Raw genomic sequence first — 11882 nt, 5'->3', positions numbered from 1 at the left:
GGATCGGCACCCGAGAGCGTGTACTTGTCGGTGTGGCACAGCCCGGTGGCCTTCACCTCCACCAGCACCTCCCCCTCGCGCGGGCCTTCCAGGTCCACCTCCTCGATGGAGAGCGGCTGGCCGGCCTCCCAGGCAACTGCGGCGCGTGTCTTCATCCTGGCGCTTCCTCCGTTTCTTGTTCTTGACCATGATCCAGAGCCGGCCGGCATTCAGAACATTCGCTCTGCCTCCAGCCTTGCCTGGGACACGTCGCTTGCCTGGGCGGAAAGTCTGCCCTTGCGCCATGGCATCCTGTCGCCACGCCGGCGCCGCGCTCACCGTGGCTGGCTGCCCGTGCCCGGTGAGGGAGCAGGAGCGGTGGTGGATGGCAGCTGCGGCGGCGGAGCTCCGCCCGTCGCCGCCGCGCCGGCCGAATTCCGTTGGGCGCCGGTCATCGCCGCCCCCGATCCCAGATTGCCTTCCGGCCTCCTTGTGGCGGGCGTGTTGCTGGCGCCGGGGGGGCGGGGGCTATGGGTCTGAGGTACCGGCTGCGCCGCAGTACCCGTATTCCCGGTCCCGGAGGATTGCTTCTGGGCATCGTTCATCGCGGCGCCGGACTGCGTATTGCCCTGCGGCCTGCTGCCCTGAGGTGCCTGCGCGAGGGCAGCCGGAGAAATGGCGAGGAGCGAGACGAGCAGGCCCAAACCCGTGGCTGTGGTCTTCATGTGCGTCCTCCTGCTTTTTAAAAGCGCTTTCACGCCTTCTTGGTCAGATCACGATAGAACGCCTTGTGGGGCCAAAGCCAAGGTTAACACGCTGAGGAGCCATGGCTCGCGTTCTACTGATAGTGCGCGAGGCTCCGCCACCGGTCTGTTGCGCCGCAACAAGCGGGCTTTGGCTCACTGCCTCCCCGTGTTTCTGCCGGGAGGTTGAATCGGTGGCAGGCCGCTGCTGATTGCACTTTACCACCTCCCAATGTTTGGCTCATGCTCATAGCATAGTTTCGACTTCGCATCATCATGCGTGCCTGCGGACTAGAGGGAATTCGCGACCAGACCATCAACCGGCAGGGAGGAAAAAAGATGTCCGAGACGATCAGGATTCATCCTTTGGTGGACCAGGGCCTCAAGGCGTCGTCGGCGCAATTCACCGGCGGGACGCTGGTCTGTCATTGCACGGAGCGGCCGGTCAAGATCAGGATCTCCTCGAAGGTGGCGCATGATCACGTCTGCGGCTGCACGAAATGCTGGAAACCGGCTGGAGCCCTCTTTTCCATTGTCGCGGTGGTGCCGCGCGACAAGCTCGAGGTGATCGAGAACGGCGACAAGCTGGCCATCGTCGATGACACGGCCGCCATCCAGCGCTATGCCTGCACAGGATGTGGCGTGCATATGTACGGGCGTATCGAGAACAAGAATCATCCGTTCTACGGCTTCGACTTCATCCATCCGGAACTCTTCCAGGAAGCCGGCTGGGCGCCGCCGGAATTCGCCGCCTTCGTCTCTTCGGTCATTGAATCCGGCTATAGTCCGGAGCGCATGGGGGCCTTGCGCGCGCGCCTCAAGGAACTCGGCCTGGAACCCTATGATTGCCTTTCACCGCCGCTGATGGATGCGATTGCGGCGCATGGCGCCAAGCCATCCCAGGTGCCGCCGCCCTGATCCATGGCAAGCCAGCGGGCGGCTTGGCGTAGCCGCCCGTTTCCGGGGCTCCTGACCTTATTCGACGATCAGGTTGCCGGTCATGCCACGCTCTTCCAGCCCTCTCACGCGGAAGGTGAAATTCCCTGTTCGCACCGGCACGAAAAAGACTTCGACCTCGCCGACATCGTCGAAATCCAGCTCTTCCAGGATGCCGGTCTTGATCTCCGTCTTGCCGACCGCGACCTGGCGGATCCACACATTGCGCCAGAATTCCGGCGCCACCAGATTGTATTCGCGCCGGCCGGCGGAGGCGATGCGCCAGCGGTAGTAGCGGCCTGTCTCCAGGCGGTATTCGCGCTGCGAAAGGGTGAAGTCATCCTCAGTGGAGCCCATGATCAGGGGCTCCAGCCTTTGGGCCCGGGTCGCCAGATCGCCGCGCGCCGATGCGGGCCGGCTGTCCCATGCTCCCGCGCAGGCTATGGCCAGCCCCGCAGCCACCACTGATCTTCGGCTCAGACATATCGGCATGGCTCTGCTTTCCTCCCGCAGCTGGCTTGTTCTTATTCCGGATTCAGCATGAAGCCGTATCACGCCCGCGCTCAAGCATAAAACAGCCATCCGCTCACCCGGCCTGCTCCGGAAAGCGCCGGGCCAACTCACGGCGCAGCAGAGCCAGGCTGCCGGCACTGCCTTTTGGCTTCTCCAGAACGCCACGCAAGGAATGGGGAGGGCGCCCGAAGACGGCGATGCGATCCGCCATCGCCAGCGCATCCTCCAGCTGATGGGTCACGAGAACCGTGGTGATGCCGCACTCGGCGATCAGTTCGCCCAGCAGGACGCGCAGCCTGGACGCCGTGGCGTCATCCAGGGAGACGAGGGGTTCGTCCAGCACCAGCAGTTCCGGTTCCACCACCAGAGCCCGTGCCAGGGCCGCGCGCCGCGCCATGCCGAGTGACAGCTCCCCGGGGAAGCGGCTGCCCCAGCCGCCCAGCCCGACCCGCTCCAGTAAGGGCGCCACTTGGTCATGCGGCCGTCCAGCCGCCGTGGCGGCGAGCCGCAGGTTGGCCTCGATGCTGCGCCAGGGCAGGAGGCGCGGCTCCTGGAACACCACGCCGATGCGGTCCGGCCGGTGCCGCACTTCTCCTTCAAAGGCGGTGTCGAGGCCAAGCAGGATGCGCAGCGCGGTGGTCTTGCCGCAGCCGGAGGGGCCGAGCACGGCGGTGACGCTGCCGGGCGGAAACACCAGGCGCAGGTCGCGCAAGGCTTCCGTGGCCGGATAGCCCGCGCGGCGGTACCGCTTGCTGCGGATGTCCAGGATCAGTGGCGCGGGCTGCAAGTCAGGCAAGGTTCCGCCAGGCCCGGGCGCGCCGCTCGGCAGGGCGCATCACGCCCGCCTCGATGGCCAGCATCACCGCGGCGAAGGCCAGGGCATAGGCCAGCAACCCGGCCACGTCGAAAACCTGGAAGCGCAGGTTCATCTCGAAGCCTACGCCACTTGGGCGGCCCAGCAGCTCGGCCACCAGCACGATCTTCCAGGCCGTGGCAAGCCCCGCCCGCGCCGCCGCTGCCAGATAAGGCTGCAACTGCGGCAGCATCACGTCCCGCCAGCGCGCCGTCAGGCTGAAGCGGTAGGCCTTCGCCATCTCATCCAGTTGCGGGTCGAGCGCGCGCGCGCCTTCCCGCAGCGTCACCGACACGGCCGGAAGCTTGACCAGGGCGACGGCGACCACCGTGGCCGCCTCGGTCTGCCCGAACCAGATATAGGCCAGCAGGATCACCACCAGCGCCGGGAGATTGAGGAGCAGCACGAGCCAGAAGTCGCCCGCGGCATCCGCCAGGCGGGAGCGCCCCATCAGGATGCCGATCACGCTGCCCGCCGCCATGGCCAGCAGGAAAGCTGCCATAACACGCGCCAGCGTGGCCCCGAGCGCCTGCGGCAGGCTGCCATCCGCCACGGCCGCCGCCGCGGCGCGGAGCACGGCCGGTGGGTCCGGCAGGGCGCGGTCCGCGGCCCAGATGGCGATCATCCACCACAGCAGCAGGAAGCAGGCCGCCGAGCCGGCGCGGAGCAGCAGCGGAGTATGCTCCAGGGCAAACGCCCGGTAACCGGTATGATGCCGGGCATCCGGCACCCCCTGCGTCATGGCGGCGCGCCGGCAGGGCGGTAGAAGCTGCCCGCCGGCAGTGCCGTGGCCGGCCCCACCAGACGCGGGCCACCCAGCTCCGCCATGATGGCATAGAGGCGCCGGGCATCGGCCTCCTCGGCCGCCACGGACCGTGTTGGGATGCCGGCGCGGAAATGGTCGCGCAGCCGCAGGAACATGGCCTCCGAATCCGCCTGCATCTGGGGCCGCAGCGCCTGCCATTCGGCGTCGTCGTCACGCAGGATGGCCTTGGCCCGGCCGGAGGCCCGCAACAGGCCGTCCAGCGCGGAACGGTTGGCCTCGGCCCAGCGCTGGTTGAAGACATATCCCAGCATGGCCACCGGCCCTTCGGCGCCGAGGTCCTGCTCGATCCGCTCCACCGCCAGCAGGGTGCGCGCGCCTTCGGATTCCAGCCGGGCGGCGAAGTTCCAGAAGACCAGCGCGGCGTCCAGCCTTCCGCGCAGCAGTTGTTCCGCCAGCAGCGGCGGTGCGCCATAGACCGGCTCGACCACCGCAGGCAGGTCGATCCCGTCGCGGCGGGCGCGGGCGACCAGCAGGAGCCAAGCCTTGTCGAGCGGGCCTCCCGATACGCCGATGCGGCGGCCACGCAGCCCGGCAAGATCGGTGATGGCGGAGCCGGCCGGCACCATCACCGAGCCGATGCTGCTGGAGAAGGGCGCGAATTGCAGCGGCTGATCCTCGGCGCGCTGGCGGGCGACCCAGAGCCAGTCGCTGACAATGACATCGGCGGAGCCTGCCAGCAGCGCCACGCGGCCAGCCTCGTTCGAGGCCAGGGCGACGGTCTCGATCCTGACACCCTCCGCCGCCGCCAAGCCGTGCCGCGCGATGGTGTCGAGTTCCCAGGCCAGGGTGCCGAAGCGGAGAACACCAATCCGCAGGCTGCGGCCCGTGTCAGCGAGCCCAGGGCGCGGTGCCGCACAGGCCAGCCCGGCCAGGGCGAGCAAAGTCCTTCGGGGCAGCAAGCGTGCATCCTCCCTTTGGCTCTTCTTGATGCCAAGACTAGCGCGCCCGCCGGCGGATCTGGAAGGACGCTCTTCGCTGTCTTTCGCCAAGGCGGTGCATGGAGATGTGGCATCCTGGACGCGCGCCCTGCGCTGAACCGGCAGGACGCCTTCCACACGGATCATGATCTGGTGACAGAATGAATGCGGTGTCCTATAGGAAAGGCATGGGCGCAGATTCGCATCCCATCTCCCGTCACTCATTCATGGTGCGTAGGACGATGCGCTGGAAAGCCTCGCAGATAGGCGTTTGTCCTGGTGCCGCGACCGCGCGCTGCATCTGCGGCGCCGCGCAGTGAAGGCCAGCCTTGCCTGCCGCTGGCGAGCAAGGCGCATGCCCAGGACACCGGTTTTTCTATGATGCAGGCTGTGGTTCTTGGATCTGCGGCTGGCGGCGGCTTTCCGCAATGGAACTCCAATACAACGGCATGCCGCCGCGCCCGGGCCGGCGACCCCGCGGCCCTGGCGCGCAGCCAGGCCTCGCTGGCGGTCAGCGCCAATGGCACAGCCTGGTACTTGCTGAATGCCTCGCCGGACCTGCGCCAGCAGATCCTCGCCACGCCTTGCCTGCACGCGCGGGAAGGCCTCCGCTCCACGCCCATCGCCGGCGTGCTGCTGACGGGTGGCGAGGTCGATGCGGTCACGGGGCTCCTGACCCTCAGGGAACGCCAGCCCCTGCGGCTGGTCGCCGCCGATGCCGTGCACAACCTGCTGGACAGCAATCCGATCTTCGAGGCCCTGTCGCGCGAGGTGGTGACGCGCCAGCGCGTGCCGCTGCGGCAATGGTTCCCGCTGCTGGCCGCCGCCGGCGCGCCCACCGGCCTGACAGCCATGCTCTTCCCCGTGCCCGGCAAAGTGCCGCTCTATATGGAGCCGACCTCCGGCGGGGCTCTGGCGCTGGAGGAAGACGACGGCAGCACCGTGGGCGTGGCGCTGGAGGCCGATGGCCGGCGGATGATCTACATCCCCGGCTGTGCCGCCATGACACCGGGGCTGGCGGAACTGCTGCGCGGTGCCGCGCTGGTCTTCTTCGACGGTACCCTGTGGCGGGATGATGAGATGATCCTGGCCGGGCTCGGCCCCAAGACAGGCCAGCGCATGGGCCACATGTCCGTCAGCGGCGCGGGAGGCACGATCGCTGCCTTCGCAGAACTGGGCGTAGAGCGGAAGATCCTGATCCACATGAACAATTCCAATCCTGTCCTGCTGGATGACTCGCCGGAGCGGGCCGAGGCCGAAGCTGCCGGGTGGCAGGTGGCCTTCGACGGCATGGAGGTGCGGCTGTGAGCGCGCCGCTCCTCTCGCCCGAAGCTCTGGAAGCCGCGCTGCGGCAGATCGGGATAGAGCGCTACCACAACCTGCACCCGTTCCACCGGGCGCTGCACGGCGGCAAGCTGAACCGCGTGCAGGTTCAGGCCTGGGCGCTGAATCGGTATTATTACCAGAGCCGCATCCCCGCCAAGGATGCCTACGTGGTGGCGCGCCTGCCGGACCCGGCGCTGCGCCGCCTGTGGCGCAGCCGGATCGAGGACCATGACGGCGATATCCAACCCGAAGGCGCGGAGCAGAACGGCGGCATCGCCCGCTGGCTGAAGCTGACCGACGGGCTGGGGCTGGATCGGGATTACGTGGTTTCCACCGCCGGCATCCTGCCGGGGACGCGCCATGCGGTGGATGCCTATGTCAACTTCGTCCGGGACCGGCCGATCCTGGAGGCCATCGCCTCGTCACTGACCGAGATGTTCTCGCCCAATATCATCAGTGAGCGGGTGTCGGGCATGCTGCGCCACTACGACTTCGTCACGCCGGAGACCCTGGCCTATTTCACGCCCCGGCTGACCCAGGCACCGAAGGACGTCGCCTTCGCGCTGGATTACGTCAAGGAACACGCCCGCACGTTTGAGCAGCAGCAAGCCGTGCTGGATGCGCTGCGCTTCAAATGCGGCGTGCTCTGGGCGCAGTTAGACGCGTTGGATTATGCCTATGTCTCCCCTGGGCATGTGCCGCCCGGCGCCTGGAGGCCGCGCGCGTGACGGGGAACCGCTTTTCCTGCTTGGCAGCCGGCCGGTGATTTTTGCGTGCCATAGCCTGCTGCACCTTTTCGTCGGGAAGCTGCGTGGCCTGAGCTTGGCCAACGCAGAATTCCTGTCTGCTCGCCTGGGCCGTCAGAGAAGCCGGCCCCTGGTCTGGAATACGCCGGTGGAGCAGTAAGCAGACTTTCCAACGCCAGCCTGGAAAGATTGGACTGGTCAGGAGGGGGTATGGCGTATGAAGCGCTGCACCCGCTGGCCGTTATCCACTTCGGTGATATAGAGGCTGCCTTCGCTGTCCTGTGCGATGTTGTGCGGTACATGAAACTGCCCGGCATACCGCCCGGGCCGCCCGAAGGTGGAGAGCACCTCGCCGTCGCGCCGCCGGATGACCCGTGCCACGCCGTTGGAATTGTCCACGCTGAACAGGAAATCCTGTGATGGGTCGCGCGACGGCACGAGATCGGCCACCGAGCCATTCAACCGCGTCTGCGGCGCAATGAAGTATTCCGCCACGAAGGTGCCATCCGGCCGGAAGACCTGATAGCGATCGTTGGTGCGGTCGCAGACATAAACCTGACGGTCTTTCGTCAGCCGCACGCAATGCACCGGGCTGGCGAACTGCCGCGAGGGCGGCTGGCCCGGCGTATAGGCGGCTGTGCCGCCATAGGCCTCAGGCCCGCCATCCACCGGTGGCTGGCCATAGGCACCCCAGTGCCGCTTATAGGCGCCGGTCTCGCTGTTGAACACGATGACGCGCCGGTTGCCGTAGCCGTCGGCGACATAGACCTCCCTTGCCTCGGTATCCACCTCGACATCGGCGGGGCGGTTCAGGTTGGCGGTATCGGCATTCCCCTTGGACTGACCTGAGCGGCCGATCTGCATCACGAAGCTGCCGTCCAGGGTGAACTTCAGCAGCTGGTGGTCCTTTGCCCCGCTGCCGGCGAGCCATACGAAGTCATTGGCATCCACATAGATGCCGTGCTCCACCTCCGGCCATTCGTATCCCGGGCCGGGCCCGCCCCAGTGGCGCAGCAGATTGCCCTGTTTGTCGAAGACCAGCACGGCGGGGGCGCGGACGCAGCAGCTCGTCTCCGGCGGGTTGCGCTCCGCCATCAGCTGGCGCGGGGCGATGGTTCCGGGGCGGTGGACGATCCAGATGTGGTCGCGCTTGTCCACCGCGACGCCCGCGACGGCGCCAATGATCCAGTTGTTGGGCAGCGGCTTCGGCCAGAAGGGATCGACCTGGAATTCAGGCACTATGGCCGCGGCAGCCTCGCCGGCGGCTGGGCTGCTGGCCGATGTGCCCTGAGCCAGGGATGGCGATGTCAGCAGCGGGGTCATGCCGAGAGCCGCGCACATCCCGAAGGCGCTGCGCAGCATGGTGCGCCGCATGATGACAGGCATGCCTCTCCTCCCATGATGTTTCTTTTCCGGCACGATAACTCAATGGCGTCGAAAGGGAAGGGCGGGGTGTGGAGGCGTCTCATCCCACCAGTGTGGCCAAGCTTTTCCGTCACTGGTGCTGGAGCTTGACTCGCGGATCTTGCGAACTCGTTCGGCACTTCCGCAGCGAGGCTTCCCTGGCGCCCATGCAACTCCGGAAGCGGTTGCGCCGGAGTGGGGCGCGGCGGCTGATGATGGCGAAGGGGGCGAACAGCCGGCCTGCGGTTCATCGAGCGGCCCGGCCCGGCGCATGCCGTAATGCGCACCGTTGCCTGGTTTGATCTCTGTTCTTTTGCCGGGTCTCCGAAACTGTCCCAGGAAGAATCGGTCGAACTGTCCCTTCTGCTCTGCGGCCTGCTGGGACACTTTCTCTCCAATCAGTTAAAAAACATGGAGGGACGCCCAATGAAGCGCCGCATGGTCCTCACCGCCGGCCTGGCTCTGCCGGCACTCTTTCCGGCTGGCCGGGCACAAGCCCAGAACGCTTCCGCCGCCTGGCCAGCCCGTGCCGTCACCATCGTTGAAGGCTATCCGCCGGGCGGCGTCACCGATCTCGCCTCCCGCGCCGTCGCCGAGCGCATGACGCAGGAACTCGGTGTGCCCGTGGTCGTCGACAACCGCCCCGGTGCCGCCACCTCCGTCGCCGCGACCGCCGTCGCCCGCGCCCGGCCGGATGGCTACACGCTGGTGATGGGCACGACGACCCTCGCCATCAACCCGACCCTGCAGCCCAACCTGACCCCGAAGGACCCCGGCCGCGAGCTGGACCCGGTGGGCATGGTGTTCCAGACCCCCTTCATCCTGCATGTGCATCCCTCGGTGCCGGTGCGCACAACCGCCGAGCTGATCGACTACGCCAAGGCCAATCCCGGCAAGCTGAGCTTCGCCTCGCCCGGCACCGGCGCTGTCAGCCATCTTTGCCTGGAGCTGTTCAAGGCGCGGACCGGCATCGATATCCTCCATGTTCCTTATCGCGGAGGCGCGCCGGCCGCGCTCGACCTCAGGCAGGGCCGTGTGCAGGCCATGTTCCAGGCGCCGCAGGAGGCAGCCGCGACCCTGCGGGAGGGTGCGACACGCGGCCTCTCCGTGACCGCGCCCTTCCGCCTGCCGGACTACCCGGACCTGCCGCCGATCGGAGAGACGCTGCCGGGCTTCGAGGTGTTCTTCTGGCAGGGCCTCTTCGCTCCGACGGGCACGCCCGCGCCTGTCGTGGCGCGGGCCGCGGCGGCCCTTCGCGCCTCCACGGAAGACCCCACGATCCGCGCGCGCCTCGCCGAGCAGGGCGTGCAGCTCATCTCGGGCGATGCCGGCGTGCTGCGGCAGGCCCTGGCCGCCGATACCGCCCGCTGGGGCTCGGTGATCCGCGAGGCGAATATCCGCCTGGAGTGAGGCCCGGGCCTCTTCCCACGCCCCCGACACCCCGACAGGACCACCGATGCCCATCAGCAACCTGACCTCCCGCATCTCCGGCTTCCACCGCATGAGCACGGAAGAGCGGCTCGCCGCCGTGGAGGCCTTCTCCGGCCTCGATGCCGCGGCCGTCGCGCAGCTCGGCCGCGCCGGCAATATCGACACGCATCTGGCGGACCACATGATCGAGAACACCGTCTCGACCATTTCGATCCCTGTCGGCATCGCGACCAACATGAAGGTGGATGGCCGCGACCTGCTCGTGCCGATGGCGACGGAGGAATCCTCCGTTGTCGCCGCCGTCTGCAATTCCGCCCGGCAGTGCTACGAGAGCGGCGGCTTCGTCACCTCCGTCTCGGGTAATCTGATGATCGCCCAGGTGCAGCTCGTGGGCGTGACGGACCCCGAGAATGCGCGCATCCGCATTCTGGAGCATCGGGAGGAGATCGCCGCGATCTGCGATGGCTGCGACCCGCTGCTCGTCCGCCTCGGCGGCGGCTTCCGCGACCTCGAGGTGCGGGTCGTGTCCTCGAAGGGCGGGCCGATGGTGGTGACGCATCTGATCGTGGATACGCGGGACGCGATGGGCGCCAACACGGTCAATACCATGGCCGAGACCCTCGCCCCCACGATCGAGGGCTGGACCGGGGGCAAGGTCTTCCTGCGCATCCTGTCGAACCTCGCGGACCGGCGCCTGGCCCGCGCCCGGGCTGTGTGGCCGGCCGCGGCGATCGGCGGCGAGGCGGTGCGCGACGGCATGATCGCCGCCTACCACTTCGCCGAGGCCGATCCCTACCGGGCCGCGACCCACAACAAGGGCATCATGAACGGCGTCTCCGCCGTTGTTCTCGCCACCGGAAACGACACACGCGCCGTGGAGGCCGGTGCCCATGCCTATGCCGCCCGCAACGGCCGCTACACCAGCCTGACGAGCTGGGAGGTCACGGCCGATGGCGCCCTGGCGGGGACGCTGGAGATGCCCATGCCGGTCGGCCTCGTCGGCGGCGCGACCAAGGTGCATCCCACGGCCCAGGCCTGCCTCAAGGTCATCGGCGTGCAAACGGCGGCGGAACTGGCGCGGATCATCGCGGCCGTGGGCCTCGCGCAGAATTTCGGCGCGATGAAGGCGCTCGCGACCGTCGGCATCCAGCAGGGCCACATGGCGCTGCACGCGCAGAATGTCGCCATCGCCGCCGGCGCGGTGGGCGCGGAGGTCGAGAAGCTCGCGGCTGTTCTTGTGGGGCGCAGGCAGGTGCGCGGCGATGTCGCGGCGGAAGAGCTCGCGAGGCTCCGCGCGGGCTGAGGGGGCTGGCCGTGGGATGTCCTGCCGCTGTGCGGATCGTCGAGGTCGGCCCCAGGGACGGCCTGCAGAGCGAGGCCGCGACCGTCCCCGTCGCAGCGAAGGTGGCCTTGAACCAGGCTCTGGCCGGGGCCGGGCTGCGGACGATCGAGGCAGGCAGCTTCGTTTCGCCCCGCTGGGTGCCGCAGATGGCGACAACGGCCGAGGTGCTGGCCCGGCTCGGGCCTCTCCCCGGCGTCAGCCTGCCGGTGCTGGTGCCGAATGTCAGGGGGCTGGAGGCGGCGCTCGCGGCGGGGGTGGAGGAGGTCGCGGTGTTCGGCGCGGCTTCCGAGACCTTCTCGCGCAGGAACATCAACTGCTCCATCGCCGAGAGCCTCGACCGCTTCGCGCCGGTTGTCCGGCAGGCCCTGTCCGAAGGCCTGCGGGTCAGGGGCTACGTGTCCTGCGTCCTGGGCTGTCCTTACGAGGGTGAGGTGGCCCCGGGCGCTGTGCGCTCGGTCGCCGCCGCCCTGGCGGGGATGGGCTGCTACGAGGTTTCGCTCGGGGACACCATCGGCACCGGCACGCCGCGGCAGGCCAGGCTGATGGTGGAGACCGTGGCGGAGGCTGTTCCCGTGGAGCGGCTGGCGCTGCATTTCCACGACACCTACGGGCAGGCCCTGGCGAATATCCTGGCCTGCCTCGAGCTCGGCGTCTCGGTGCTGGACAGTTCCGTCGCGGGGCTGGGCGGCTGTCCCTATGCCAGGGGCGCCAGCGGCAATGTCGCCACCGAGGACCTTGTCTACATGCTGCATGGCATGGGCATCGAGACGGGCCTGGACCTCCACCGCCTTCGCGCGGCGGGCGCCGCCATCTGCGCGGCCCTGGGCCGGCCGACGGGCTCGCGGGTCGCGCTCGCGCTGGGGTAA

Annotated in this window: 11 protein-coding genes and 1 pseudogene; 6 read left to right on the top strand and 6 right to left on the bottom strand. The window is 68.1% G+C overall.

Annotated features, from left to right (window positions below; genetic code table 11):
• Positions 1–155 (bottom strand): annotated as a pseudogene (locus tag EBE87_RS17385) (S-(hydroxymethyl)glutathione dehydrogenase); the annotation flags it as partial.
• A 906-nt stretch (positions 156–1061) separates the two neighbouring features.
• On the opposite strand from EBE87_RS17385, the gene gfa reads away from it, so the two are divergent.
• A complete protein-coding gene (gfa, locus tag EBE87_RS17380) occupies positions 1062–1640 on the top strand; it encodes an S-(hydroxymethyl)glutathione synthase (RefSeq protein WP_120638442.1) in 579 nt (192 codons plus the stop codon).
• Positions 1641–1697: 57 nt separating this feature from the next.
• Here the strand turns inward: gfa and EBE87_RS17375 are convergent, their stop codons facing one another.
• The 4 genes from EBE87_RS17375 to EBE87_RS17360 all read right to left on the bottom strand — a co-directional run bounded on the left by EBE87_RS17375 (position 1698) and on the right by EBE87_RS17360 (position 4749).
• A complete protein-coding gene (locus EBE87_RS17375) occupies positions 1698–2120 on the bottom strand; it encodes a cupredoxin domain-containing protein (protein WP_147465037.1) in 423 nt (140 codons plus the stop codon).
• 124 nt (positions 2121–2244) lie between these two features.
• Positions 2245–2958: an ABC transporter ATP-binding protein gene (locus tag EBE87_RS17370; protein ID WP_233553215.1), complete on the bottom strand. Its 714-nt coding sequence runs from the start codon at positions 2956–2958 to the stop codon at positions 2245–2247.
• Between the two features lies 1 nt (position 2959).
• A complete protein-coding gene (locus EBE87_RS17365) occupies positions 2960–3766 on the bottom strand; it encodes an ABC transporter permease (RefSeq protein ID WP_233553212.1) in 807 nt (268 codons plus the stop codon).
• Positions 3763–4749, bottom strand: a complete 987-nt coding sequence (locus EBE87_RS17360) for an ABC transporter substrate-binding protein (protein WP_158600880.1) — start codon at positions 4747–4749, stop codon at positions 3763–3765. Before EBE87_RS17360 ends, EBE87_RS17365 begins: the two co-directional genes overlap by 4 nt.
• Before the next feature lie 396 nt (positions 4750–5145).
• Here EBE87_RS17360 and pqqB point away from each other — a divergent pair, with 396 nt between their 5' ends.
• Together pqqB and pqqC are read left to right on the top strand one after the other, a co-directional pair.
• Positions 5146–6075, top strand: a complete 930-nt coding sequence (gene pqqB / locus EBE87_RS17355) for a pyrroloquinoline quinone biosynthesis protein PqqB (protein ID WP_120638438.1) — start codon at positions 5146–5148, stop codon at positions 6073–6075.
• Positions 6072–6821 carry a pyrroloquinoline-quinone synthase PqqC gene (gene pqqC / locus EBE87_RS17350; RefSeq protein WP_120638437.1) on the top strand — a complete coding sequence of 250 codons (750 nt, stop codon included), beginning with the start codon at positions 6072–6074 and terminating at the stop codon, positions 6819–6821. The genes pqqB and pqqC overlap by 4 nt, the downstream gene beginning before the upstream one ends.
• Positions 6822–7037: 216 nt before the next feature.
• On the opposite strand, the gene EBE87_RS17345 is transcribed toward pqqC, so the two are convergent.
• Entirely contained in the window at positions 7038–8225 is a 1188-nt protein-coding gene (locus tag EBE87_RS17345) for an NHL repeat-containing protein (protein ID WP_120638436.1), read from the bottom strand.
• Between the two features lie 444 nt (positions 8226–8669).
• On the opposite strand from EBE87_RS17345, the gene EBE87_RS17340 reads away from it, so the two are divergent.
• The 3 genes from EBE87_RS17340 to EBE87_RS17330 are packed head-to-tail and all read left to right on the top strand — an operon-like array spanning position 8670 to position 11882.
• Positions 8670–9653 (top strand): Bug family tripartite tricarboxylate transporter substrate binding protein, encoded by a 984-nt coding sequence (locus EBE87_RS17340; protein WP_120638435.1) that lies wholly within the window; start codon positions 8670–8672, stop codon positions 9651–9653.
• 46 nt (positions 9654–9699) lie between these two features.
• Positions 9700–10977, top strand: a complete 1278-nt coding sequence (locus EBE87_RS17335; protein WP_120638434.1) for a hydroxymethylglutaryl-CoA reductase, degradative — start codon at positions 9700–9702, stop codon at positions 10975–10977.
• Positions 10978–11006: 29 nt separating this feature from the next.
• On the top strand, positions 11007–11882 hold the full coding sequence (locus tag EBE87_RS17330; RefSeq protein ID WP_456316276.1) for a hydroxymethylglutaryl-CoA lyase: 876 nt from the start codon (positions 11007–11009) through the stop codon (positions 11880–11882).

It is taken from the genome of Teichococcus wenyumeiae, assembly GCF_003696345.1.
GTDB lineage: Bacteria > Pseudomonadota > Alphaproteobacteria > Acetobacterales > Acetobacteraceae > Pseudoroseomonas > Pseudoroseomonas wenyumeiae.
The sequence above is the reverse complement of the archived record's forward strand: the minus strand, read 5'-3'. Positions and strand labels throughout refer to the sequence as shown.